Annotated in this window: 23 protein-coding genes and 2 pseudogenes; 17 read left to right on the top strand and 8 right to left on the bottom strand. The window is 66.7% G+C overall.

Annotated features, from left to right (window positions below):
- Nucleotides 1–45: 45 nt before the first annotated feature.
- The gene (locus tag ACIBO2_RS49715) at nt 46–1029 is read left to right on the top strand and encodes a BtrH N-terminal domain-containing protein (protein WP_397304612.1); all 984 of its coding nucleotides are present in this window, start codon (nt 46–48) and stop codon (nt 1027–1029) included.
- On the opposite strand, the gene ACIBO2_RS49710 is transcribed toward ACIBO2_RS49715, so the two are convergent.
- Nucleotides 1026–1979, bottom strand: a complete 954-nt coding sequence (locus tag ACIBO2_RS49710) for a GntR family transcriptional regulator (RefSeq protein WP_358557711.1) — start codon at nt 1977–1979, stop codon at nt 1026–1028. The genes ACIBO2_RS49715 and ACIBO2_RS49710 overlap by 4 nt on opposite strands.
- Before the next feature lie 217 nt (nt 1980–2196).
- Here ACIBO2_RS49710 and ACIBO2_RS49705 point away from each other — a divergent pair, with 217 nt between their 5' ends.
- Both ACIBO2_RS49705 and ACIBO2_RS49700 read left to right on the top strand, forming a co-directional pair.
- Nucleotides 2197–3162: a hypothetical protein gene (locus ACIBO2_RS49705; protein WP_397304611.1), complete on the top strand. Its 966-nt coding sequence runs from the start codon at nt 2197–2199 to the stop codon at nt 3160–3162.
- A 57-nt stretch (nt 3163–3219) separates the two neighbouring features.
- A complete protein-coding gene (locus tag ACIBO2_RS49700; protein WP_358557717.1) occupies nt 3220–3681 on the top strand; it encodes an NUDIX domain-containing protein in 462 nt (153 codons plus the stop codon).
- Nucleotides 3682–3743: 62 nt separating this feature from the next.
- Here the strand turns inward: ACIBO2_RS49700 and ACIBO2_RS49695 are convergent, their stop codons facing one another.
- Nucleotides 3744–4160 carry a hypothetical protein gene (locus tag ACIBO2_RS49695; protein ID WP_358557720.1) on the bottom strand — a complete coding sequence of 139 codons (417 nt, stop codon included), beginning with the start codon at nt 4158–4160 and terminating at the stop codon, nt 3744–3746.
- A gap of 110 nt (nt 4161–4270) precedes the next feature.
- A complete protein-coding gene (locus ACIBO2_RS49690; RefSeq protein WP_358557723.1) occupies nt 4271–5200 on the bottom strand; it encodes a hypothetical protein in 930 nt (309 codons plus the stop codon).
- Between the two features lie 149 nt (nt 5201–5349).
- Between ACIBO2_RS49690 and ACIBO2_RS49685 the strand changes: the two genes are divergently transcribed.
- The gene (locus ACIBO2_RS49685; protein WP_358557726.1) at nt 5350–5778 is read left to right on the top strand and encodes an Rrf2 family transcriptional regulator; all 429 of its coding nucleotides are present in this window, start codon (nt 5350–5352) and stop codon (nt 5776–5778) included.
- Nucleotides 5779–5810: 32 nt separating this feature from the next.
- Entirely contained in the window at nt 5811–7028 is a 1218-nt protein-coding gene (locus tag ACIBO2_RS49680; protein WP_358557729.1) for a globin domain-containing protein, read from the top strand.
- Nucleotides 7029–7108: 80 nt separating this feature from the next.
- On the opposite strand, the gene ACIBO2_RS49675 is transcribed toward ACIBO2_RS49680, so the two are convergent.
- A complete protein-coding gene (locus ACIBO2_RS49675) occupies nt 7109–7756 on the bottom strand; it encodes a GNAT family N-acetyltransferase (RefSeq protein ID WP_397304610.1) in 648 nt (215 codons plus the stop codon).
- An 83-nt stretch (nt 7757–7839) separates the two neighbouring features.
- Here ACIBO2_RS49675 and ACIBO2_RS49670 point away from each other — a divergent pair, with 83 nt between their 5' ends.
- Nucleotides 7840–8553, top strand: coding sequence for an MFS transporter (locus ACIBO2_RS49670; RefSeq protein WP_358557735.1), 714 nt, complete (start codon nt 7840–7842; stop codon nt 8551–8553).
- Nucleotides 8554–8810: 257 nt separating this feature from the next.
- On the opposite strand, the gene ACIBO2_RS49665 is transcribed toward ACIBO2_RS49670, so the two are convergent.
- Nucleotides 8811–9014, bottom strand: a complete 204-nt coding sequence (locus ACIBO2_RS49665) for a hypothetical protein (protein WP_358557738.1) — start codon at nt 9012–9014, stop codon at nt 8811–8813.
- 481 nt (nt 9015–9495) lie between these two features.
- On the opposite strand from ACIBO2_RS49665, the gene ACIBO2_RS49660 reads away from it, so the two are divergent.
- From ACIBO2_RS49660 to ACIBO2_RS49640, 5 genes are read left to right on the top strand one after another with little or no spacing between them, the layout of a single operon-like run.
- The gene (locus tag ACIBO2_RS49660) at nt 9496–11037 is read left to right on the top strand and encodes an amino acid adenylation domain-containing protein (protein WP_397304609.1); all 1542 of its coding nucleotides are present in this window, start codon (nt 9496–9498) and stop codon (nt 11035–11037) included.
- Complete coding sequence (locus ACIBO2_RS49655) at nt 11034–12314, top strand: hypothetical protein (protein ID WP_397304608.1); 1281 nt, start codon at nt 11034–11036, stop codon at nt 12312–12314. The genes ACIBO2_RS49660 and ACIBO2_RS49655 overlap by 4 nt, the downstream gene beginning before the upstream one ends.
- A 32-nt stretch (nt 12315–12346) precedes the next feature.
- A complete protein-coding gene (locus tag ACIBO2_RS49650; RefSeq protein ID WP_397304607.1) occupies nt 12347–13123 on the top strand; it encodes an enoyl-CoA hydratase-related protein in 777 nt (258 codons plus the stop codon).
- Between the two features lie 24 nt (nt 13124–13147).
- Entirely contained in the window at nt 13148–13657 is a 510-nt protein-coding gene (locus ACIBO2_RS49645; RefSeq protein ID WP_358026731.1) for a sigma-70 family RNA polymerase sigma factor, read from the top strand.
- A complete protein-coding gene (locus tag ACIBO2_RS49640) occupies nt 13657–14376 on the top strand; it encodes a zf-HC2 domain-containing protein (protein WP_358557750.1) in 720 nt (239 codons plus the stop codon). The genes ACIBO2_RS49645 and ACIBO2_RS49640 overlap by 1 nt, the downstream gene beginning before the upstream one ends.
- 453 nt (nt 14377–14829) lie before the next feature.
- On the opposite strand, the gene ACIBO2_RS49635 is transcribed toward ACIBO2_RS49640, so the two are convergent.
- Nucleotides 14830–15225 carry a hypothetical protein gene (locus tag ACIBO2_RS49635; RefSeq protein ID WP_397304606.1) on the bottom strand — a complete coding sequence of 132 codons (396 nt, stop codon included), beginning with the start codon at nt 15223–15225 and terminating at the stop codon, nt 14830–14832.
- Nucleotides 15226–15828: 603 nt separating this feature from the next.
- Between ACIBO2_RS49635 and ACIBO2_RS49630 the strand changes: the two genes are divergently transcribed.
- Complete coding sequence (locus ACIBO2_RS49630; RefSeq protein WP_397304605.1) at nt 15829–17799, top strand: sugar transferase; 1971 nt, start codon at nt 15829–15831, stop codon at nt 17797–17799.
- Nucleotides 17800–17864: 65 nt separating this feature from the next.
- On the opposite strand, the pseudogene ACIBO2_RS49625 reads toward ACIBO2_RS49630, so the two are convergent.
- Nucleotides 17865–18280, bottom strand: a pseudogene (locus ACIBO2_RS49625) (ISAzo13 family transposase); the annotation flags it as partial.
- A 53-nt stretch (nt 18281–18333) separates the two neighbouring features.
- On the opposite strand from ACIBO2_RS49625, the pseudogene ACIBO2_RS49620 reads away from it, so the two are divergent.
- From ACIBO2_RS49620 to ACIBO2_RS49600, 5 genes and pseudogenes are all read left to right on the top strand, one after another.
- Nucleotides 18334–18810, top strand: a pseudogene (locus ACIBO2_RS49620) (transposase); the annotation flags it as partial.
- 738 nt (nt 18811–19548) lie between these two features.
- Nucleotides 19549–19986, top strand: coding sequence for a hypothetical protein (locus ACIBO2_RS49615; RefSeq protein ID WP_397304604.1), 438 nt, complete (start codon nt 19549–19551; stop codon nt 19984–19986).
- Between the two features lie 173 nt (nt 19987–20159).
- Nucleotides 20160–20333, top strand: coding sequence for a hypothetical protein (locus ACIBO2_RS49610; protein ID WP_397304603.1), 174 nt, complete (start codon nt 20160–20162; stop codon nt 20331–20333).
- A 360-nt stretch (nt 20334–20693) separates the two neighbouring features.
- On the top strand, nt 20694–21221 hold the full coding sequence (locus tag ACIBO2_RS49605) for a TlpA disulfide reductase family protein (protein WP_397304602.1): 528 nt from the start codon (nt 20694–20696) through the stop codon (nt 21219–21221).
- 125 nt (nt 21222–21346) lie between these two features.
- Nucleotides 21347–23176 carry an ABC transporter ATP-binding protein gene (locus ACIBO2_RS49600; protein ID WP_397304601.1) on the top strand — a complete coding sequence of 610 codons (1830 nt, stop codon included), beginning with the start codon at nt 21347–21349 and terminating at the stop codon, nt 23174–23176.
- On the opposite strand, the gene ACIBO2_RS49595 is transcribed toward ACIBO2_RS49600, so the two are convergent.
- Complete coding sequence (locus ACIBO2_RS49595) at nt 23110–23580, bottom strand: S26 family signal peptidase (protein ID WP_397304600.1); 471 nt, start codon at nt 23578–23580, stop codon at nt 23110–23112. The genes ACIBO2_RS49600 and ACIBO2_RS49595 overlap by 67 nt on opposite strands.
- Nucleotides 23581–23884: the final 304 nt, after the last annotated feature.

Below are 23884 nucleotides of genomic sequence, written 5' to 3'. Positions count from 1 at the left end.
CCCCATGCTGCTTTCGCCGATCGCCCAACCACCGAGGAGAGCGACATGACCATCGTGCACGACATCGAGGGCCGTGGCCTGCAGCACTGCGAGACGACGGCCCTGGGAGTGTTGCTGCGGCATGAGGGACTCGATCTGTCCGAGCCCATGCTGTTCGGACTCGGCTCGGGCCTGTCCTTCATCTACTGGGACAGCAAAAGCATGCCGTTCCCCTTCCTCGGCGGGCGCGTCAAGCCCTTCGAACTCACCAGAAACCTGACTGCCAGGCTCGGGCTGACGCTGTCGGTCGATGAGACCACCTCACAACGCAAGGCGTGGGAGAACGTGGCCGCCCAGATCGACGCCGGTCGCCCGGTCGGCCTGCAGCTCGACTCCTTCCACTTGGCCTACTTCCAGTCCAAGGTGCACTTCGGCGGCCACGTCGTCGCCATGTACGGCTACGACGAGCACGATGCCTACCTGGTGGACACCGCGCAGCAGGGAGGAGCCGTACGTACGAGCCGGGCCAGCCTGGCCATGGCGAGGGCCGAACGAGGCCCGATGACCGCCAGGAACCGCTCGTTCTCCATCACCCGGCCTGCGCACGCGCCCTCCTGGCAGGACCAGATCATCTCCGCGATCAAAGCCTGCGCCGACGCCTTCCTGGCCCCTCCCATCGCGAACCTGGGCCACCGCGGCATCGAAAAAGCCGCGAGCCAGGTGCCCAAGTGGCTGCTGCGCACGGACGATCCGCAGCGCGACCTACCGCAAGCCGCCGTACTCATGGAGAAGGCCGGCACCGGCGGCGCCCTGTTCCGCGCCCTCTACCGTGACTTCCTCGGCGAGTGCGCCGAACTCGTCGACGATGACCGCCTGCGCACAGGTCACCGGCTGTATGCCGAGGCCGCCGCGCTGTGGACGAGCGTGGCCGACTTGATCGCGAAGGCCGGAGAGAGCGGCGACGCGGCGCGGCTTGAGCAGGCCGGCGCCATCCTCCACGACCTTTCGCGGATCGAGCGGGACGCCATGCAAGTGCTGAGCGAGCTCTAACGCCCGCCGCGGCCCTCCACCAAGACGGCGAAACCGTCGAGATGACGTGCGAGGGCGTACTCGAACAGTCCGTTCAGGTCCGACGCCGCTTCCTCGGGAATCGCGGCCAGCAGTGGAAAGCGTCCGCTGTGGAGGAGTTCGTCGGTTCGCTTCCGCTGGGCCAGCCACCACCGGTCGAGCGTCACACCGGTCTCCTGCTCCGCTTCGACCTCATCCGCCATGGACAGAGCGATGGTGAGGACCAGCGTGTGCAGCGTGAGCGCCTCTTGGATCCCGGTCGTCACGGGCAGCCCGAGCCCGTCGAGCGCGCGCAGGGTCCACTCTGTGTGCTCCATCATGTTGGGGACGAGCGACGGGCGAGTGAACGAGATGGCCCTCGGTAGCCAGAGGTGTCGCCGGCACAGCTCCCATTGACTGCGGGAGATCAGTTCGAGCTTGGCTCGCCACCCCTCCGGCCCCGGGATGGGCAGATCCGGTTCGCCGAAGGCTTCGTCGACCATCTGCGTCACCAGCTCGTCCTTGTTCGCCACGTGCCGGTACAGCGACATCGGACCGACGCCGAGTTCGGCCGCGAGCCGCCGCATGGAGACGGCGTCGAGCCCTTCGGCGTCGGCGGTCGCGATGGCGGTGCGGAGAACCTGCTTCCTGTTCAGCCTGGAGATGCCGCCCTGACGCGGCTTCGGTGACGCGCTCGGGCCGGTCGGCTGCTGCCGGGCCGCGCGTGCGCTGACCACCGCGCCAGAACCGACCTTCGTCTCGACCAGCCCCTCGTCGCGGAGCGTCGCCATCACTTTGGTCGCGGTCGCGACCGCGACGCCCCATCGCTGGGCGATCTGCCGGATGGACGGCATCCGCTCGCCGGGCCGCAGGTCGCCGGTCAGGATCCGAGTACGGATCTCCGCGACGATCCGCCGGTATGGCGGGTCCGGCCGCTGCGTTGACGACGACATGTGCCCCCGATTCGTTTGGTGAGATCGCTACAGTGTACTAGTTCGCTCGCTACAGCACTAGTTCACTTTATTTGCCTTAGGCGCAGAATAATGCGGCTTTCGCGTCTCGTGTAGCTACTCTGTACGCATGACACTTGATACACCGTACGCACCGGCCCGATCGGAGGACCCGATGTCCATCTCGTTAACCGAAGTGCGGTCATGGCATCGACCATTGATGATCATGGTGGCGGCGATGTCCGCGCTCATCGTCATCGCGCTCTTCGGCCTCCTCACAGACGGCCGCGAGCTCATGCAGCAGTCGCTCTGGGTGAAGCCGCTGAAGTTCGGGGTGTCGTTCGTCATCCATGGCGCGACGCTCGCCTGGCTGCTGCCGAAACTTCGCAAGGCAAGGCGCACGATGTGGAACCTCGGAACGGCCTTGGCCGTCGCCGGGATGATCGACGTCGGCTTCATCGCGGTGCAGGCCGCTCGCGGCACCTACAGCCACTTCAACACCGGCGCCGACACGTTCAACACGATCGGACAGGTGGTCTTCTCCACAGGCGTGGTCGGGCTGTTCGCGGCGAACCTGCTCATCGCCATCATGCTGCTGTTCCAGCGGATCGGTGAACCGGCACTCACCTGGGCCCTGCGTGCCGGGATCGGGCTGGCCGTCATGGGCATGGGGCTGGCCTCCTTCATGGTCGGGACGCTCAACAGGACGCCCCGGATGGCCGAGGATGCCTACGGGAACCCGGTCCCGCTGGTCGGGGGGCACGGGGTGGGGGTGCCCGACGGCGATGGCATGCCGATCACGAACTGGAGTACCGTGGGCGGCGACCTGCGCGTTCCGCACTTCATCAGCCTGCACTCCATGCAGGTGTTCGTACTCGCGGTGCTGGTTCTCACCGCCCTCGCGGCCCGGGTCAGCTGGCTGCGCGGCGAACGCGCCCGCGCCCAGCTGACCGGGGTCGTCATCGTGGGCTACGCCGCGCTGTTCGCCATCACGGCGTGGCAGGCGCTGCGCGGTCAGTCGCTGATCCACCTCGACACGGCCACGTGGATCGCGCTCGGAGTGTCGGTTGCCGTGACCGCCCTGCTGGCAGTGCTGGCCATCTTGGCGGCCCGCCGCAGGGAGATGTCACCCGCCCGCCATGGGCGCACGCCCAACGTGCAGCACCTGTCCGGCAACCCCCGCTAGACCCAGCAGGCATAAAGGCGTGGGCCGACCTCAGGGGCGAATCGTATGATCAATTTCATGCCGATCCCCCGAGCAGTCGCCGTGGTCACCGACGGTCTCCGAGTCCTGGTCATCAAGCGTTTCCTCATGCGCCGCCCCGGCATCCCGTGCGTCATGTGCGATGCCGCAGGCTGGCGGGGGTCGTCGTGTCCTGGTCACCGCTACACGGTTCTCCCCGGGGGCCATGTGGAGGATGGCGAGTCGCCAGAGAGTGCGGCAGTACGCGAACTCCACGAGGAGACGACTCTCACCGGGAAGATCGACCGGCTGCTCTTCACCAGCTCACACAATGGCCGGCCCGCCTTCTACTTCCTCATAGGTGATGTCAGCGGCGTCCCGTCGCTGGCCGGCGACGAGGCTTTGGACCACGGGCCGGACAACACCTTTGAGCTCAGATGGCTGAGGGCTGACGAGTTCGAGCAGCTGAACCTGTATCCCGCCGACGTGCGCGGGCCGCTCACAGAGCTGCTTCACGCTTGACCCCGGCCACCATCGACGACTGGACCCGCCACACCGCCGCGAGCCGGCCACCAAGCGAATTGTCAGACCTCGAAGAGCGTGAACTTCACGTCCCACAGGTCACCGAAGCCGATGCCGGTCCTGTCGAACAGGACGTCCATCGCCCACGTCTCGCCGTCCTCGCCATCGGGTTTCTGCTCCTCCATCACCGGTTGACCGTTCACGAAGTGCAGGGCGATGGCCTGATCGTCGATCCGTACGAGATGCAGCTCGGTCCCGGCCGAGCTCTCCTCCAGGTAGTCGCTGCTTGCGGACAGCCTGCGGCCGGAGTCGATGGTCACGGCCCATTCGCCGACCTGCGCCACGCACAGGTTGGGGAAACGCGAGACGGAGGTCGCGTCCTCGAACCCCATCGTGGTCTCCGTCGACAGGAAGACGTCCGGCACCGCCATGAACAGCTCGTCGGTCTTGACCGCCGCTACCTCTAAGTTCCAGCCCATGGACGCAGCCTAGCGATCAATGATCTTTTCGTCCCGGTGTCCCGAAAGGGCACTCACCTTGCGCGTCAGGCGAGGGCCGGGTAGTGCGGCCCAGACCCTCGCCGGAGCGGTCACTTGATGTCCGGGGCGCTCCGCAGGTTCATGAACGGGTTGAATGCCGATGCTTTCGCCTGCAGCAGGTAGGCCTTCATGTCGCCCCCGTAGAAGGCGTTCGGGTTGGCCATCATGAAGTTCTTGCGGCGCCCGGCGTCCTCGTCGTTGCCGAGCGACAGCAGGTAGTTGATGGAGACGAAGTTGCAGAAGCCCTCCACATAGGGCTTTTTGGAAAGCTTGTTCTCGAAGAGCCAGATGTGGGTGAGTTCGTGGACCAGGGTCTCCATGAAGGCCGCTTTGCGCATCCCGTTGAGAATAAAGATCGTGTAGCTGGTGATCTTGTTGTCCACACTCTGAGCCTTGCACAGGCCCAGCAGGGTGCCCTTCTCACCCAGCCCGTGGCCCTCGGCCAGGAGGACGTTCGCGGGCACTACCTTGACGCTGAAGTTCGGGATCTCCTTGGGGAAGGTCTCCTTCTTGCTGTCGAACCACGAACGGATCCAGAACAGCCCGTCCTTGACGCAGGCTTCGACGTCGAAGGCGGGACCGGAGGCGCAGAACGCGCATCGGGCGTCGTTCTCGGCCAGCAGCTTGGCCCCCCGCAAGGGGGTCTTGGACTCCGCCAGGTAGGCGGGAGTGCAGCAGGCCCGGCACGTCTGCGCGACGGAGCAGGGCTTGCAGAAGGAGAGTCCGGAGAACTTCCACGGGCCCGAGACGGAGGTCATCGTCGTGGGCGTCACGGTGAATTGGATGATCTCGACGTACTCTTCCTTGCCCACGGTGAGCAGCGTCGTGCGCTCAGGACAACCGTCGCACCACTTCTTGGGGTACTTGGTCTCGTCGTCGTGATCCCTGCAGAGTAGGGCCCGCTCCAGCCCGTTCTTTCCGTTGTACTCCTGGATGGGCTGCTTCTCGCACATCTTGCATGTCGCTGTGTTGGCTTCCATGGCGTACAGCGTCAGGCGGGCCGTTTGCCGTCCGATACACGCGCAATTTACGCATGAGCGCAAAGCCGAGATTGGGCCCTCGGCTTCACCCGCAGTGAGGTCACTCACAAAAGAGGACTTTCAGACTCCTGTTTAAGTAGAGTCGTCCTGTGTACCTCAACCGCTCCACGGACATCAGCCTCCGCATCCTCATGCTCGGCGCGACCCGCGACAGCCTGCTCACCATCGACGAGCTGGCCGAATCCCTCGTCGTACCCCGGCACCACCTGGCCAAGGTGGTCCAGCGGCTGCAGCACCTGGGCCTGCTGGAGACCGTCCGTGGTCGCAGTGGCGGGGTACGCCTCGCCGCCACGGCCCGCACCGCCTCGATCGGCGGCCTCGTACGCGAACTGGAGGGCGGGACCGAGGTCGTCGACTGCGACGGCGACCCGATCTGCCCGCTCAGCCGAGGCTGCCTGCTGCGCGGAGCCCTACGCCGCGCGCAAGAGGCGTTCTACGCCAGCCTCGACCCGCTCACGGTCGGGGACCTGACCGCGCCGCCGACCCGGCAGGTGCTGCTGAGCCTCGGCCATCGCTGATCCGCCATCCATCCCCGCACCAGGAGGAACAAGTGCTATCCGCAACCAGTCTCCCGATCGTCAAGGCGACTCTCCCCGTCGTCGGCGAACACCTCGGCACCATTTCGGGAGTCTTCTACGACACGATGCTCGGCGAGAACCCTGACCTGCTCAACCTGTTCAACCGCAGCGCGCAGGCGACCGGCGAGCAGAAGCACGCGCTGGCCGGTGCGGTCGCCGCGTTCGCCGGGCACCTGATCGGCGCCGGCCCGGACGGCCCGGTCTTCGACCACATCGTGGAGCGCATCGCACAGCGACACTGCGCCCTGGGCATCCGCCCGGAGCAGTACACGGTGGTCGGCAAGTACCTTCTGGGCGCGGTCGGCACCGTGCTCGGCGACGCGGTCACCCCGGAGGTCGCCGCCGCCTGGGACGAGGTGTACTGGTTGTTCGCCGCCCGGCTGATCGGCCACGAGGCGCGCCTCTACGCCAACGCCGACGTGAACAGCGCCACCCCGTGGCGGGAGTACGTCGTGGCCAACAAGATCACCGAGGCGCACGACACGGCGTCGTTCATCCTCACGCCGGCCGACGGCGACCCTGCCCCCGCCTTCCTGCCCGGCCAGTACGTCACCGTCGCCGCCGACCTGCCCGACGGCACCAGCCAGTTGCGGCAGTACTCCCTCTCGCAGGCGGCCGCCGCCGGCATGCTGCGGATCACCGTACGCCGGGTGCGCGGCACCGGCGGCACCCCGGACGGCATAGTCTCTGGCTTCCTGCACGATCAGGTGGGTATCGGCGACCGCCTGCGGCTGAGCCACCCGTACGGCGAGCTCACCCTGCGCGCCAGCGATGCGCCATTGGTCCTGGTCAGCGCGGGCGTCGGCATCACCCCGATGGCCGCCATCCTGGACCACGTCTCGCGCACCCAGCCCACCCGCGACGTCACGGCCGTGCACGCCGACCGCAGCATGGAACGCCACCCGCTACGCGCCGACATGATCGCCAACGGCTCCCGGCTGCTGTCCTTCCGCAACCTCGTCTGGTACGAGCAGACGGTCCCGGACGCGCCGGATTCCTTCACCGGTTTCATCGACACCGACGCGATCCCGCTGCACCCCGAGGCGGATGTCTACCTGTGCGGGCCAGTCCCGTTCATGCAGATGGTCCGGGCCGGCCTGCACCGCCGCGGCGTACCGGACGAGCGGATCCGCTACGAGGTCTTCGGCTCCGAACAGTGGCGCCCGGCCCCCGTACCGACGCCCGCTTGACCGTACTAGCCCGTGCTGAGATCCCTGAGAGCGGCGTCAACCAACTCATCATCCGCGAGATCGTTCCGGACATTTCCTGATCACGGAGTGTGCCGTCCGAACGGGGAGGGTGGGACGAGAAGCGCTTCCGCACCGATCGGAACGTAGTCGGCGGCGAGGAATGTTCGGACGCTCGCCGCATTGCCTGGGGCGATTTGAGCCCAGAGGGGGTGCGTGATGAGATGCCTGGCGGCGCGGGCGAGGGTCCGGCCCAAACCGCCTCCTCGGCTGGAAGAGTCGACCTCGATCGCGACCTCCCATCGAGCGGCGACGCCTCGTCCGATGACCAGCAAACCTCCTGGGCAGGTCCAGACGCGTACATCGTCACGATAGCGGTGGGCGCGCCGGACACGAGGATGGGCCGCATCCGTGACCTCGACCAGTTCGATCGGCGGAGGGCCAACGCAGGGGACGGCCACAGCGAGCATGTCGATGTTGTTGACTCTGCGCCCCATGGCCTTCTGTAGTTCCATGAGGAAGGGCGGGTTCAGTGGCGCCGACAGGTCTCCGTCGGGAAGCCGGGATCTGATCCAGTCCTCATCGAGGTCGGCGTAGATCACATTGTGCGCGGTGAAGGCGATCACTCCCGCGTCACGCGGGGACGGCTGCGGGACGATCGTGGGGCCTGCCCCAGGCCGGGGCATATGTCCGCTAGCCGCATCGGCGAGGATGTCCTGCAAAGCGATCACCCGCAGACCGTAGTCGCTGGCACGACGTACTTTCAAGGGCCGTCAAATCCGAAGCAGACGCCCTGGTCTTTACCGCGATCAACGTGCTGGTCCGCACCGGACAGGCCGGCCGCCTGCGCGGCGATGACGGCCGCGACCTGCTCGGAGGCTCGGGACCGGCCGTCTCCTGGTGGCGGATCGTACTGAGCGGGACCTTCATCGGCAGCTTCGCCGCCGTCTTCACCCAGGGCGCGCTGGCCGCGGTCATCTTCACCTGGCTGCCGTCCTACTTCCACGAGGGGCTCGGCTTCCCCATCACCACCGCCGGCACGCTGTTCACCGTGCCGAGCGCGATGGCCATCGTCTCGCTGCTCTGCGTCGGGCCGATCACCGACATGCTGCTCCGCAAGGGCGTGCCCTCACGCCTCGCCCGCGGCGTCTTCGGCGGCTGCTGCCTCATCGCGTCCGGGCTGATGTTGATGCTGCTCTACTGGGTGAGCTCGCCGGTTCTCGCCATCGTGGTCCAAACTCTGGGGTACGGCCTGTCGACCACCGTCAATGTCATCGCCAACCCCTCGCTCGCCGAGATCACCCCGGTCGCCAAGCGGGCGCGCGCTCTCTCCGCGCTGGTCGCGCTGGGCTCGCTCGCCGGGGTCACCAGCCCGATCTTCACCGGCTGGCTGCTCGACATCGCCGACACCCAGCAGCGCGGCTACGCCGAGGTGTTCCTCGTCTTCGGCGCGCTGGTGGCGCTCGGCGGGCTCTGCTTCGCCGTACTCGTCCATCCGGAACGTGACCGGCGCAGGGTGATGGGCTGATCCATCGGAGCCCGGCGAGCGGACCGGCGTGGACACCATGCCGGCCGACTCGGCTCCTGCGACACCTGGACTGCCCCCAAGAAAGAGATCGGCTAACCAGGTGAACCTCTTACCGATCTCCAGGCCACGCACCGAGAATCTCGATAGTGATCGCCCGGCCATCCGCACCGAGATCCATGTTCACCAACGCGCGCTGAATGCGTGCACCGCGACGATTGGGGGTCGTGCATGCCAGGAGTTCTTCCGGCTTCTGGACGCTAGTAGAGCTCCCGCTTGAACGTGTAGGTGATTTCCTGATCGCCGACTCCATGTGTGGCCAGTTCCCAGCCGTCTGCACCCACCTTGTTCAAAATGTCAATCACAGATGCGTTCCGGTCAAGATCTTCTCTCCCTTCTGGAGAGAGCCACAACTTGATGACAGGCGTGATGAAGATCTGGGCATACTCCCAGCGGCTAGCCATTCGAATTCTCCGATCCCGTCCTCACGATTCGATGCTGACACGCCCTGGCCAGCGAACTTACCGAGAAGCTAATCATGCACGCGCCCAGCGTGAAGTGGATCGCCGTCTACGACCAGGACGGCACCCCCAGCAGCGCAATGCCCGATGGCGCCCGGCATGTATCGCATCGGACACAGGCCCCGCACCCCGCAGACCATCGGCTACGCGCTGACCGACTCACCGGTCGGCCATTTGGCTGGGCTCGCCGAGCGCTTGGCGCAGTGGACCGACCCGCGCACGTCGGCATTTACCTCGCCAATGCCGAACCACTGCGGTGTGACACCCGGCAGGCGCCGGGGTGGTTACCGAGCCCCCGTCGCAGCCAGGGCGAATCGATTGCGAAAAGTTCACCCCATCGTTGAACCGGGTCGGCGGCTACATCGTTTCGAAGATCAGCCAAACGCGGACAGCAAGCTCACGTCGACTCAGCGGGAGACTTCCAGTGACACTGCGTCTGAATCGCTCGGCTCTCGTCGATCTTCCTTCTGCGGATCGGATCCTGTTCCAGAGTTTCGGCGCCGGCCCGGAAGCCGCCCCGGCGTTCGACCGCATTCACCATGCCTTCGAGGCCCACGCCAAGGCCACGCCGACCGCGACCGCCGTCACTCATCTCGGCGAGAGTATGACCTACCTGGAACTCGACCGCCGCGCCGACCGCCTCGCCGCGTCGCTCGCCCACCGTGGCGTGCGTCCCGGCGACCGCGTCGGCCTGTTCATGACACGGTCGATCCCCATGGTCGTGGGCATCCTCGCGATCTTGAAGGTCGGCGCGGCCTACGTGCCGCAGGATGTCCGGATCACCCCGGCCGTCCACCTGCGCCACATTGTCGACACGGCCTCCGTCAAGGTGATCCTGACCTCCTCTGATTCGGCGCCGAGGATCCCCGCCGGCGATCGTCACGAGGTCATCGCGGTGGACGAGGTCCCGCGCTCAGGCGAGTGGTCCTCGCGAGTCCCGGGCGGGTCGGGCGACGTGGCGGTGGTCATCTTCACCTCTGGGACGACCGGTCATCCCAACGGTGTCAACGTGACCCACGCCAACCTGTGCAATATCCTGCTGAACGAGCCGGGCTCCCTGGGGATCGGCCCTGACACCAGGGTGGCCCAGATCCTCAACATCGCCTTCGACATGGCGGTTTGGGAGATCCTTGGAGCCCTGTCGCACGGCGCCACGCTCGTCATCCGCGGCGACGACATCGAGGAGACCGTACGCGACGTCGACGTCGTCATCGCCACCCCGGGAATCTTGGGCTCCCTCGACGCCTCTCGGTGCCGCAACGTCAAGGTGGTCGCGGTCGCGGGCGAGCGCTGCCCCCAGCATCTGGCGGACACCTGGTCTCGCTTCAGCGCCTTCCACAACGCGTGCGGACCCACCGAGGTCACCATCGTGAACACGATTCAGCGCTACGATCCGCGACGCCGCGTCCTGACCATCGGCAGACCGCTGCCCAACACCACGGTCTACATCCTCGACCAGAACGGCAGGCCATGCCCGATCGGCGAGATCGGCGAGATGTGGGCGGGCGGCGCTTGCGTGACCGCGGGCTACCTTGGAAACGACGTCGTGACCATGCAGAGGTACCGGCCCGATCCCTTCCGTGGCGGCGGCCACATGATGTTCCGCACTCGCGACCTGGGCCGCTGGACACCGGACGGTGAGCTGGAACACCACGGCCGCACCGACGACCAGGTGAAAGTCAGAGGCTTCCGGGTCGAGCTGGACGCGGTCACCGGCGCACTGGAGCTGACCGCGGACTGCGCCCGCGCCACCACGGTCCTGCGCGAGGGCGAGCTGATCGGCTTCGTCAGCCCGGCGAGCGTGGACGTCGAGGCGGCGAGGAAGTCCGTCGAGCAGTCGCTGCCGTACTATTGCGTGCCCTCCCGCGTCGTGGCCGTGGACGAGCTGCCGATGACCGACCGCGGCAAGGTCGACAAGAACGCCCTGCCCGACCTGATCGACCAGCTGATCGACGTGGTCGCATGACGGTCGTGCGCTCCTTGTCGGATGCGCTCGAACTGCCTCCGCCGCGCTCGGCGATCAGGATCCTCGGCAGTGGCCGGCGCTGCATGCACTACAACCGGCTCGCCGCCGTCGTGTTGGCCGTCAACACAGGGTTCCTCGTCCACGCGATCACCGCCGGCTGGTGGGCCGACCCGAGCGCCCTGTCCCTCCTGGTGGTCGCCAATGTCACCCTGGCCGTGCTGATCCGCCAGCAGTACGTCATCAACCTGCTCTTTCACCTGGCCACCGATGCCCCCGTCCGCTGGCCGCTGGCGGTCCGCCGCATTCTGGGCAAGGTCTACCATTTCGGTGGACTACACGTCGGCGGGGCGGTCGCGGCCACCCTGTGGTTCGCCTTCCTCACCGGGGTGATGACCGTGCGCCCCGCCGGGGTCTCCGCGGGGCTGCTCACGCTCGCGTACGCGATCCTGGCGCTGCTGCTCGCGATGGTGGTCTTCGCGCTGCCCTCGCTGCGGGCGCGGCTCCACAACGTGTTCGAGGTCGTGCACCGGTTCGGCGGCTGGACGGTGCTCGCCCTGTTCTGGGCGTATGCGCTGCTGACCGCGGCCCACCAGGCGCCGTTCTGGGCGCTCGCGGCCATCACCCTCAGCGTCGCGCTGCCGTGGCTGCGCCTGCGGCGCGTGCCTGTCCGGATCTCCAGGCCGTCGTCGCACGTGGCCCTGCTCGGGTTCGACTACGGCGTCACGCCGTTCGCGGGCTCGTCGACGACCGTGAGCCGTAACCCGCTGATCGAGTGGCACTCCTTCGCCAATGTGCCCGCCCCCGGCAGGAATGGCTTCCGGCTCACCGTCTCGCGGGCCGGCGACTGGACGGGGTCGCTGATCGACGACGGTCCCTCTCACCTGTGGGTCAAGGGCATACCGACGGCCGGCGTCGGCAACATCGACAAGCTGTTCGCGCGCGTCGTCTGGGTGGCCACGGGCAGCGGCATCGGCCCGTGCCTGCCGCACCTGCTGTCGCGCGACACGCCGTCGCGGCTGGTCTGGTCGACACGGCGCCCCCGCACGACATACGGCGACGAACTGGTGGAGGAGATCCTCGCCGTGCAGCCGGACGCGGTCGTCTGGGACACCGATGCCAACGGCAAGCCCGACCTTCTGGCCCTGGCCTACCGGGTGTATGTGGAGTTCGACGCCGAGGCGATCATCTGCATCTCCAACAAGAAGACCACATGGCACCTCGTCGAACAGCTTGAGATGCGGGGTGTCCCCGCGTACGGAGCGATCTGGGATTCCTGACCTGACAGCGCGTGATCTCTGGAGGACGATCCATGGCTTTTCGAACACTGACGGTCGACGACAAGGATGAGATCGTGACGCTCGCCATTGACAGGCCCGGCGTGCTCAACGCCCTGTCCCGGCAGACCCTCACCGAGCTGCGACGCTTCCTCACCGGCCTGACCGGCTTCCGCGGGATGATCCTCACCGGTTCGGGAGAACGCGCCTTCGTCGCCGGTGCCGACATCCGGGAGATGGCGGCGATGACGCCGGAGGAGGGCGAGGAATTCGGCAGGCTGGGCCAGGAGGTCACCCGGCTGATCGAGGCGGCGCCGTTCCCGGTGATCGCCTGCGTGAATGGGTACGCGCTCGGGGGCGGGTGTGAGCTGGCCATGGCCTGCGACTACATCTACGCGACGGCGGACGCCGTATTCGGCCAGCCGGAGGTACGGCTCGGGCTGATCCCCGCCTTCGGCGGATGCGTGCGGCTGCAACGTCACGTCGCCCCCGGCCGGGCCCGGGAGATGATCTACACGGGCCGCAACGTCGATGCCGGGGAGGCCCTGCGGATCGGCCTGGTCAACCGGGTGTTCGTGACCAGGGAGGAGATGCTGCAGGCGGCGTACCAGTCGTTGGCGCTGGTCTCAGCGAACTCACCGATCGCCGTGGCGTTGTGCAAGGAGGCCGTCAACGACTCGCGCGGCCGGGAGATCGGCGCCGCGCTCGACATCGAGGCGCACGCTTTTCGCCGCACGTTCACCAGTGAGGACATGCGCGAGGGCACGCAAGCCTTCCTGAGCAAGCGAAGGCCCGTTTTCCCGGGAAAGTAACCCCCTTCTCACATGGGTGTGGACATGACCGATGCGCATGCGGCACTCCTGCGGGCACTGTACGACGAGCACGCGCCCGCCCTGTGGCGCTTCGTTGTCCGCTTGACCGGCGACAACCAGTTCGCCCATGACGTCGTCCAGGAAACGCTGCTACGAGCGTGGAAGAGCCCGGAGGTCTTCCACAAGGGTGAGACGGCGTCGCGCGCCTGGTTGTACACCGTGGCCAGGAACGTGGTGATCGACCATAGCCGCAGCGCTCGGGTACGCCGGGAGGTCGGCACCGACCGGCTCCCCGAAACCTCCAGCGCCGACCAGATAGACGCCACACTCGACGCTTGGCTGGTCACAGACGCCCTCGCGCAACTGTCGGAGAACCACAGAACCGTCATCGTGCGCACCTATTATGGCGGCGAATCCGTCGCCGAACTCGCCGACGAGCTCGACCTGCCGCCCGGCACGGTGAAGTCGAGGCTGCACTACGCTCTCAGGGCCCTGCGACTCGCGCTGCAGGAGAGGGGGGTCACCACTCATTGATGTCCTCAACGGATCCGTACGCGGAATGGGACGCGGCGTACGTCATCGGGGCCCTGTCACCCCGCGAAAGACTCGAGTACGAAGAGCACCTGAGTGGATGCGCCGCCTGCTCGCAGGCGGTCGCCTCGCTCGCCGGCATACCCGGCATCCTCTCGACCGTCCCGGCGGACCGCGCCCTGCGCCCGCCGCACGCCGACCCCTCGCCTGCCGAGGTGCCGGCGAGTCTGCTGCCCGAGCTGATGGACTCCAGCCGACGGGCCCGGCGGTGGGGCCGGATACGTGCCGCCGCGGTCGCCATCGCGGCGGCCCTTGCCGGGGTGATGGCGTCCCCGCTCCTGCTCGAGCGGCAAGAGGCCGCCCTGCCGATGCAGGCGTCCCCGCTCCCGCCCGAGCGGCAGGAGGCCGCCCTGCCGATGCTGCAGACGATGCCCAGCCCGGTCACCGCCGAGGTGCGCGTCATCCAGCAACCCTGGGGCACTCGAGTGGAGTTGACCTGCCGTTACGCCGTGCCCGCCGACCCGGCCCCGCCCAAGACGTTTGAGTACGCCATGTACGTCACCGACCTTCTGGGCAGCAGTACCAAACTGGCCACCTGGATGGCGTCGCCCGGCACCACGACCATGCCCGTCGGCACGACCGGGCTGACCATGAAGCAAATCAGGAGTATCGACGTCCGGCTTACCAAGAACGGGCGTGTCCTACTCGACAGGCACCTGTAGCGGCCGACTCCGAGGACGACGCTCCGGTGAGCGTCGCCCCGAGGCTCCCGGGACGACGGCTCCGAGCCGATTCCGTCGTTCTCCGCCGACGCGGACGTGGTCGAGCTTGTGACAGCTGAGGCCTGACCATCCAAGATCGATCGCGCTCTCATCGCATTCGATGTAAATCGCCCGGTCCGAGTTGATCTCAGACCGGGCGTTTTCCCTGTTCAAACAGAGAGCCGACGAGGGGAATCGAACCCCTGACCTTCCGTTTACCAGGGCAGGGCAGACGTCCCGTCAATGCGCGACCGTCCTGCTCAAGTGGTGATCGTGGAGAGTCGACATGCGATCGGGTAAGACGGCGTTGCTGTACAGCAGATGGGAAGCCTCCCTCAGCAAGCAAACCACCCTTGTACCGCAGGACGATCAAGGCTCCAGGCACACAACCTGGGAAGTTGCCTCCATCGTGAGTCAGTCGCCGGTCATCCGCAGGTCGCCGCCAAAGCTCTCCGCGACTACAGTCCCCGAGTCGAACACGAACTCCGCTCCCACACGCTCGCTGCCGTCCACCCCGCCGCCCAACCGCTCGACAACGCGTACGAGCCGTTCGCCGATATGCCGTACGAAAGGAACCCCATCCGGAGCGGAGATCACATCGACGCGACTGCCAAGCTCTTCCATCACGTAGCTCGACCCTGGTTCGCACGGCTCGATCCGAAACGACCAATCGGCGGCGACTCCGACGCCAATAGTCACCGACTCCAAACGCAGCCACACATCGATGACTTCAGGGGCGTTGGTTTCATGCACGAACTGGGCGACCAACACTCCGATCAGACGCTTGTGCGCCAGACTCGCAAGATCCATGGCATCGGCTACTTTGCTCCAGTCTCAGTCCCGGGCGATCTTTCCCACGGTACTCACACCCAGCGCGCATCGCTCGGCGATGCTCAGACGCAGCACCCGCCCGACCAGAACGCGGGCAGGCTGGGCAACCGCCTCCACGCCGGCGCCGGGCGCGTGCGGCCTCGTCGCCTCGCGAGATCGGCGGTGCAGCCGCGCTTCCGTCTGTCAGGGCGGTCATATGGGTGAGGACTACGGCCAAGTAGCGACCGGGCCGAAGGGCGTTGACTCGTGATCTTGCTAGCTGTATAAATGATGTATTTTATACGGCATTCTTCCCACCTACCCCACCCATTCTGTGTGCATCGATCCCGGCCAGACATACCCATGCGAAGGGTGGAACCGCGAATGCATCGGCTTTTGGTCGAACGAGCTCCTTATTCAGCAGGGGCAATGTAAATCGCGACTTCGTCGGATCCCCAAGACGCTCGCCATAGGCGGGTTGCTACGTTGCCGAACGCGCATCAACCACCACCGCGTCGAGCCTTGCCGGCCGACAGTGAAGGCGGCCCCGCCTTCCGTCGGCGTAGATGCTCCGTTATCGATTGCGAGCGGTTGCTGTAGATCATGGAGTTGAGGAATATCGCCGCCAACGATCTGGCTCATGCGAGGGTACTGATATTCGACCCGGAGAAATGGATCAGCGCGGGGAAAGGTGTTCGGAAGGCCGCTGATGATCTGGCCGAGGGCGTGGACGAGTTCTGCCGGGCGATGGATGAGCGGCCCTTCGGTCAGGACGATCTAGGCCGGGCGCTGTTCGAAGGCGATCCCGAGGCGGGCCTGCCGGGGTTCGCCCGACTACGTGACGACCTGCTGAAAGACCTGGTCGGAGCGGTGAACCTGCTACGCGCGATGGCGGCCGGGATGGTCGTCGCCGGGTGCGGGTATGCCGCGACCGAGGACTTGAACGCCAGGATGATCGCCGGGGGCAGGGAGGCGACCACCGAGATCCCGTACGCGCAGGGGTACCCGGGATGGCTGACGGATCCGGATGTGTACAAGCCCGAACGGGGCCCGAGCGGTCTGCCGACGACCACACCAGCGCCTGACTTCGTGAGCCAGGCGATCTGGTTCCTCGAATCTGTAGGAGTCGGGTCCGCATGGCCGGATGGTGATCTCGACGGTGTGGCGCGACTGCGGGATGCCGCGACGACGGTGGGACGCGTGGTCGCTGACGTCCAGGAGCAGGTCGCCGGGCAGGCCGGTCGGGTGACCGGGTCCGGGTCCGGGCTGGCCACGGCTGTGTTCGGACGGACCACGCGGGTGGTGCACGGCGAGAATGGGCAGCTGGCGGACCTGCATCGGCGGTGCGCGCATCTCGCCGACAGCGGCCAGATCGGCTACGACGCCATCGTGGAGGCCAGACGGCGATTCCTGGCATCCGCGGCGTTCGTGGTGGCACTGATGCTCATCGCGAAGCTACTGGCCCCCCGGCTCGGCCCGCTCCTCGACGCCGTGGTGAAAAGGCTGCTCCAAACAGAGGGCCAGGTACTGCGGATCACTTTGCTGATCATCCGTCAGGCGGCGTTGGGCGCGATGTACTCCGGCGGACTGAGCGCGATCGGCCAACTGTTCGCCACCGGCACCATCGATGTCGGGAACCTGGTTCGGGATATGTTGCACGGAGCGCTCGCCGGCGGGTTGATGGCCGGTGCGCACGGCGCGCTGCCCGCGTTGCTGCGCCGAGGCGGATCCGCGCTCACCGGCCTGGCCGAGGCCATGGAGTCGGCCACCTGGGAACGGGCATTCTCCCGGCTCATGGTCGGCGGGGCGGTGAGCTCAACCGTGCTGGCAACCGCGGGATGGGCCGGCGGCGCCGGCTGGGATTGGAAGCACGCCGCTGAGATGGGCTTCGGCATGGCCGCACTCAGCACCGGCGCGGGTATCGCCGCTCGGTCCTGGCCTGCCCCGCCCTATGCGAGCCTGAGGGGCAGAGAATGGAAGCAGAGCCCGGCCAAGCGGTGGCATGACGTCAAGTGGGCTACCGGGATTGTCGTGATCACCACTCCTGCGAACGCCATCTTCGCGCTCGCAAAGTTCGCCGAGGACGGAAGGAATCCCTTTTTCTTCCAGAAACGGGTTGGCCAGTTCGACCGCGAGTTCGACATGGCCAAGGGCCGTACGATGAAGATAACCGACGGCACGAAAGGCGGTAGCGGCGAACGTACGAGGGTCGGTAATGGGTGGTCGCGCACCACTCTCGACGAGACCGTCCAAATGCTCTACAACGTCATCATCAAGGGAAACATGTCGGTCGTAAACGACCGGCCGCTATTGACCCCCGACAGACAGAGAACAGTAGCGGCGCTCGGGCCCATCCTGGGGCCACGCTGGAACGAAGCGGATCTGGCCGGAAAGCCTGGGTGGCTCGGCGCCTTCCCCAACAAGACCGTCGAGCTCAATCTCAAACAGGGAACATTCGCCTACGACCTTCAACGAGGCTTCACGGGCCTCTGGCATGACCAGCACGCGAGCCTGAAATTGGATCGAGAGATCGCCCGGAAATTCCTCTCCACTTACTGGAAGCGCATTCTGTAGGCCCGATCTTCCGTGCGCCCAGCAGAACAGGAGTGAAGCTGCGACGTAGCGGTGAGTCTTGTGGTTACCGTCGGCGCGGAGACTGGATGCCCCTGCCGGTCAGTTCCTCGGCCAGACTTCGCAGCGACTTGGTCGTCCAGCGCAGCGGGGACATCGGATCGCCACGCTCATCCGGCTCCACCAACGCCAGCAGCGCCGGGACCAGCGCAGGGTCGAGTTCGTCAGCCGGCTTCCGGCCGCCACCGGGCCGACGGACTCGACCGTCGCCATGCAGGTCCTCGCCAGCCTCCAGTTCGAACACTCCGGCCCGCACCGTCGTCTCCGACACCCCGGTCACGGCCGCGACCATCCGGATTCCACCGTGCCCGAGCAGCCGCGCTTCCTGCGCCAGGAGCAGACGCCGCTGACGCTCGTTCAGATGCGGCAGTAACACCTCAAACCGAGCCGCAAGTTGCTCGCGGACCTCGCTGGAGATCGCCATACCATCTCAACGAGTCCAAGATCAGAAAGCAACGCCTTAATTCTTGACAGCTTCATTACGCGAGAAATTTGCTCTGCCGCGTCCCGAAGTCGGCGCAGCCGTGGGTGGCGACCATGCTGCGCACCGTCTTCGAACAGCCCGACGCCGAGTCTGTCTACGCCCAGCACCGCCACGTCGTGCAGACGCTGGAGGCCAAATACCCGGCCGCGGCCGAGCACCTGGACGAGGCCCGCGAGGACATCCTGGCCTTCGCCGCCTTTCCCAAGGCCGTCTGGCGCCAGACGTGGAGCAACAACCCCCAAGAGCGCCTCAACAAGGAGATCCGCCGCCGCACCGACGTGGTCGGTATCTTCCCCACCCGCGACTCCATCATCCGGCTCGTCGGCGCGGTGCTGGCCGAGCAGAACGACGAATGGACCGAGCAACGCCGCTATCTGGGCCGGGAGATTCTTGCCGAATGCCGGAAGAAGGCCGACCCGCAAAACGAGACAAACGATGCTAAAGTGACCATTGAGGCGATTGCCTCCTAATAGTCCACCGGATTACCGGTGGCCTTCTCAAACACCATCTCCTTGGACGCGGCCGCTGTATGGAGATCAGAAAGGCCCTCCGGGATCTTCCCGAAGGGCCTTTGAGCTGCGAGCCGACGAGGGGAATCGAACCCCTGACCTTCTGTTTACAAGAGACCTCGCGCCCGTCCACGCCCGTCCACGGCGGGGCGCTGCGCCTGGATCAGGACCTCGTCCAGCAGTTCCGCCGTCCACACGCATCCATGCGTTCCAAGATCGTTGTTAGCATCTGCGTTAGCAGGATCACCAATCGTTGGAATTGAAGGTCTCCAGATCACGGGCGCCGAGCCGGGCAGTCATGCTCGGTGCACGCCTGGTAGATGATCATAGGCACACTCTTCCCCTTGGCCTACGGGATTCCTGCGAGTGGTTGAGATCAAGTCGCAGGCTGACAGCGTGAAAGGTGGTGTCACGAGCGCTCAGCCTGTCCACGGTGGTACACCGGGCCATCCCAGAGTGCCGCGGACGATCGGCGGAATCTCCGGCGCGCTGCGCGGCAGCCGCCGTGCGCAGTTCTTCGCCGAACTTCTTGAAGCTCAGCAGGGCGCTGAACTGGACGGGTCGGGCCATGCTGGACACCGACCCGGACCGTGACCGTATCCGAGCAGCAACCGAAGCCCGGGACTCTGCCGGCCACGACCATGGAGGAAGTCCTACGTCGCCGACAAGAGCGTGGTGCTCAGTGAGCGAGAACGACCTATGGCTGGTCGTACCATCGAAGGTCGTGGCCGAGACTTCTATTACGACGACCTGAGCCTGGCCTGCGCGGCCGAGGCAACAGCGCGCCTGGAAGCCACGCCTGTCGACGACGTGGACATCGACGTTCTATACGAGTCCTGGTGGAACATCCCGGACGCCGACGCGATCGTCGGCATCACGGACGTGGCCGGCGGCTGCCTCATCACCCAACCCTGTTCTCTGAAGGCCAAGAGCTTTCGGGCTGTTCGCCTATTCGTACTTGAGAGTGGAGATTATGAGGGTTCCACGACGTCGGCTATCCATATAGCGCAGCACCAAGCGCGCTTTTGGGATAGCGTGCCGCCGGAGATTGTGAAGTTGATCCGTCGCAAGACCGCTTCTACCAGGGGATTTACGCTTGTCGATCACCGAGGGGAAGGCTCCGCCCGGGATCAATGATCACGTTCCATGCGGCGACTTACACGGCAGGGCCCTTTCAAAGAACACCCCCTGTGTCAAGATTATGAACTGCTGAATATATTACGCATTGTCGGCCGATCTCTCTATTAACAATGATGCTCTTGCTGAGTGACTGTAGCGCGTAAAGATCATCACCCCGCAAGGAGATCCTCATGATCCGCGCGCTCAACAAGCTGGGAGACCGACTCCTCGACAAACTCCTGCCCTCAGCAGAAGCCTCGGCCGTCTGCTGGACCGACTGGTGCTGCAACGGCCAGTTCTGCCGAACCTGCTGCTACCACGACGCCACCAACACCACCAACTGCAGCAGCTTCGAACACTGCTGACGCCCCCTTCCCATCCCCCAGTGATAGCCACGCAGTACGTCGTGCCAGCCCGCCAAGCGGCGATAGGCGTCGTCTTCCTGGTCGCGTTGAGCGGCTCCATCGTTCTCGCGGAAGGATGCGTCGTACTGTTGGCGATCCCCGGGACAGTGCGGGCCGGCCCGATGCTGGCCGGCACCGTCCTGGTGGTTTCTGCGTCGGCATCGTCAGGGCGATGTTCGTACTGGGGCACAGCACTCCGCATTTCGCGGGCGTCGCCCTGAGCGTGCTGGTGGGGGCCGTCCCTCGCCATCATCGTGATCTTCTTCGAAGACCTCGCCGACGTGTTCGCCGACCCAGCCGCGCCGCCCCTAAGGAGCTCGCATGCCATATCTCGTCGCCGCCGTCATCGTCGTCGGATTGTTGTGCCTGGTGGATCTGGTGCTGACCCTGGCGGTGATCCGCCGCCTGCGCGAGCACGCATTGCGGCTGGCGGAGCTGGGGCCGACGCGTACCCCTCTGGTGCAGCCGGGAACGGCGCTCGGCGAGTTCAGCGCGACCACGGTCGGCGGCGGAACCGTGTCGCGCGCGTTCTTCTCGGGGCCCTCCGTGGTGGCGGTGTTCTCCACCGAGTGTGCGTCCTGCCACGAGCGGCTGCCGGAGTTCACGTCCTACCTGGCCGACACCCGCCCCGAACGCGTGCTGGTCGTGGTCACGGGCGACCCCGACGAGGCCCGGCGGTTCACCCGCGAGCTGACCTCGGTCACCGTCGTACTCGAGCCTATGGGCGGTCCGGTGAGCAGGGCGTTGCAGGTCTCCCAGTTCCCCAGCTTCTACCTGGTCGGCGGTGACGCGGTGGTCGTGGCGGCCGACACCGCCCCGGGCAGGCTGCCTGCGGCCACGCGCCGATGACCCCTCCTGCGGGGAACGGCAGCCCCACATCGTCGCTCCCTCTTGCCGGGTACGGTGGCGGCGCCGCCCGGCGACGGCGGTTTCGCGCGGCTGCGGCGCTGGCTTGGCGGGCGCACCCTGCCGCCGTGCTGGTATCCGGGATCACGGTGCTGCTCATGGGCCTGGTCCCGGTGGTCGCCGCGTGGCTGACCAAACTCGTTCTCGACGGCCTGGCGGCCGGGGCGGGCCCCGCCGAGTTGCTCCCGCAGGGCGTGGCTCTCGGCGTGACCGGCTTGGCGGGTGCGGCCTTGCCCACGGTCGCGGAGTACGCCCAGGAGCAGCTGCGCCGCGCGCTCCAGGTGCTGATCCAGGATCGGCTGTTCCAGGCCGTCAACGCCCACCCGGGGCTGAGCCGATTCGAGAACCCGGCCTACCATGACCAGGTACGGCTGGCGCAGGAGGCCGGTCAGAACGCGCCGCAGCGAATCGTCCGCTCTGCCCTGGGGATTGCCCAGGGGGCCGTTATCCTCGCCGGATTCACCGCGGCGCTGGCCGTACTGGCTCCGGGGATGGTCCTCGTCGTGGCGCTCTCCGCGATCCCCTCGGTCCGCGCCCAGCTCGACCTCTCGCGACGTCGCGCCGGCATGATGTGGGGCATCAGCTCGACAACCAGGCGGCAGATCTTCTTCGCCGGCCTTCTCACCAGCCCCGACGCGGCCAAGGAGATCCGGCTGTTCGGCCTCGGCGACTTCCTGCGCGCCAGGATGCTGAGCGAGTTGCGTGCGGTCAACGCCGCCGAGCAGGGGCTCGCCCGCAGGACACTGCGTACTCAAGGGTCGTTGTCGCTGGTCGGGGCCGCCGTCGCCGCGCTCGGCCTGCTCTGGGCGATCATCGGCGCCGCGTCGGGCACGCTGAGCGTCGGCGACGTCGCCGTGTTCGTCGCGGCCGTCGCCGGGGTGCAGTCCGCGCTCACGTCGATCGTCGGCCAGTCGGCCGACGCGCACAACGCGCTGCTGATGTTCGGGCACTACCTCGACGTCGTGGCCGACGGGCCCGACCTGCTCATTCCACGGCATCCGCGCCCCGTCCCCTCGCTGCGCGAGGGCATCGAGGTGAGCGGCGTGTGGTTCCGGTACGACGACACGCATCCGTGGGTGCTGCGCGGGGTTGACCTCTTCATCCCCCGCGGCGGCTCCCTCGCCCTGGTCGGGCTGAACGGCGCGGGCAAGAGCACTCTGGTCAAGCTGATCTGCAGGCTGTACGACCCGGTACGCGGGTCCATCCGCTGGGACGGCGTCGACCTGCGGGAGATGGATCCGGCCGAGTTGCGCGGCCGCATCGGCGCGGTGTTCCAGGACTACATGTCCTACGACCTGACCGCGGCCGAGAACATCGGGCTAGGCGACGTCGCGGCCCTCGACGACCGAGACCGGGTTGAGGCCGCCGCCAGGTTGGCCGGTGTCCACGAGACGGTCGCCGGGCTGCCGCGGGGCTACGACACGCTGCTGAGCCGCATCTTCTTCGGCGACAGGGACGACCCTCAGGCCGGAGTAGTGCTGTCCGGCGGGCAGTGGCAGCGCCTCGCGCTAGCCCGCGCCCTGATGCGGGAGGGGCGGGACCTGCTCGTGCTCGACGAGCCGAGCTCCGGCCTGGACGCGCAGGCCGAGCACGCCATCCATCAGAGCCTGCGCCGTCACCGTGCGGGAGGTACCAGTCTGCTGATCTCGCACCGGCTGGGCGCGGTGAGGGAGGCGGACGTGATCGTCGTGCTCTCCGAAGGGCGGATCGTCGAACGTGGCTCGCACGCGGAGCTGATGGCGCTGGGAGGGGACTACGCGGGGCTGTTCACCCTGCAGGCTCAGGGCTACGAGCCGACGGACTCGCAGCGCTCGCCGAGTATCCCGAAATTTCAGGATTCGCGGGAGGGGGCGAGCCTGCGGATGACGACGCCGAGCACGCGGTCGAAGGGCACGTAACCCCAAACCCGCGAGTCCTCGCTGACCGGCCCGTCACCCAGGACGACCAGTCGGCCCGCCGGAACCGTGTCGCCCGGCAACGCCTCCACACGATCCATGACCTGGGCGGGCACAGGATCACCCGGCACGGCCACCGCGCGCTTGATGAACCACCGGGCCGCCCCCGGCTGCGGCAGCGGCCCGGTGCGCCACACTCCCCCGGGCAGCGCCGTCTGCAGCACCACAACCTGGCTGCGCCTGGCGCCCGCCCCCGTGGTCCTGCGGACGAGCACGCGGTCGCCCGTGCGGTAGGTCGGCAGCATGCTCGCCCCGCTGATCCGGACGATGACGAAGCGCCGCCGGGCGACGACCAGACCTGCGGCTAAGGCTGCGATCGAGGCAAGAAGGATCATTACGCGCCGCACGGCGCCCTCCAAAGTCGATCATCATCGTGGACTGCCGACACTAGCGCCCGATCCGAACCTGTTGCGACGGGATCCGATTCAACCGTTCTCCGCCGACGCGGACGTGGTCGAGTTGATGTCGGCGGAGGCGTGAATCCAAGATCGATCGCACCCGCATCGCACTCGATCAAGAACGTCCGGTCCGAGTTGATCTCGGACCGGACGTTTCGCCTGTGCAGGCGCAGAGCCGACGAGGGGAATCGAACCCCTGACCTTCTGTTTACAAGCCACTTCGAGATCGTCAACGAGTGTCCATGGCTCTCCC

The sequence above is a fragment of the Nonomuraea sp. NPDC050022 genome, assembly GCF_044460705.1.
GTDB lineage: Bacteria > Actinomycetota > Actinomycetes > Streptosporangiales > Streptosporangiaceae > Nonomuraea.
The sequence above is the reverse complement of the archived record's forward strand: the minus strand, read 5'-3'. Positions and strand labels throughout refer to the sequence as shown.

Bases quoted from the DNA above. Each gene is read 5' to 3' on its own strand.
- ACIBO2_RS49645 (WP_358026731.1), top strand. From the start codon at position 13,148: ATGACCGATGCGCATGCGGCACTCCTGCGGGCACTGTACGACGAGCAC.
- ACIBO2_RS49655 (WP_397304608.1), top strand. From the start codon at position 11,034: ATGACGGTCGTGCGCTCCTTGTCGGATGCGCTCGAACTGCCTCCGCCG.
- ACIBO2_RS49640 (WP_358557750.1), top strand. From the start codon at position 13,657: ATGTCCTCAACGGATCCGTACGCGGAATGGGACGCGGCGTACGTCATC.
- ACIBO2_RS49605 (WP_397304602.1), top strand. From the start codon at position 20,694: ATGCCATATCTCGTCGCCGCCGTCATCGTCGTCGGATTGTTGTGCCTG.
- ACIBO2_RS49715 (WP_397304612.1), top strand. From the start codon at position 46: ATGACCATCGTGCACGACATCGAGGGCCGTGGCCTGCAGCACTGCGAG.
- ACIBO2_RS49650 (WP_397304607.1), top strand. From the start codon at position 12,347: ATGGCTTTTCGAACACTGACGGTCGACGACAAGGATGAGATCGTGACG.
- ACIBO2_RS49615 (WP_397304604.1), top strand. From the start codon at position 19,549: ATGGCTGGTCGTACCATCGAAGGTCGTGGCCGAGACTTCTATTACGAC.
- ACIBO2_RS49695 (WP_358557720.1), bottom strand. From the start codon at position 4,160: ATGGGCTGGAACTTAGAGGTAGCGGCGGTCAAGACCGACGAGCTGTTC.
- ACIBO2_RS49705 (WP_397304611.1), top strand. From the start codon at position 2,197: ATGATCATGGTGGCGGCGATGTCCGCGCTCATCGTCATCGCGCTCTTC.
- ACIBO2_RS49700 (WP_358557717.1), top strand. From the start codon at position 3,220: ATGCCGATCCCCCGAGCAGTCGCCGTGGTCACCGACGGTCTCCGAGTC.
- ACIBO2_RS49665 (WP_358557738.1), bottom strand. From the start codon at position 9,014: ATGGCTAGCCGCTGGGAGTATGCCCAGATCTTCATCACGCCTGTCATC.
- ACIBO2_RS49610 (WP_397304603.1), top strand. From the start codon at position 20,160: ATGATCCGCGCGCTCAACAAGCTGGGAGACCGACTCCTCGACAAACTC.
- ACIBO2_RS49690 (WP_358557723.1), bottom strand. From the start codon at position 5,200: ATGGAAGCCAACACAGCGACATGCAAGATGTGCGAGAAGCAGCCCATC.
- ACIBO2_RS49630 (WP_397304605.1), top strand. From the start codon at position 15,829: ATGGAGTTGAGGAATATCGCCGCCAACGATCTGGCTCATGCGAGGGTA.
- ACIBO2_RS49710 (WP_358557711.1), bottom strand. From the start codon at position 1,979: ATGTCGTCGTCAACGCAGCGGCCGGACCCGCCATACCGGCGGATCGTC.
- ACIBO2_RS49635 (WP_397304606.1), bottom strand. From the start codon at position 15,225: ATGGATCTTGCGAGTCTGGCGCACAAGCGTCTGATCGGAGTGTTGGTC.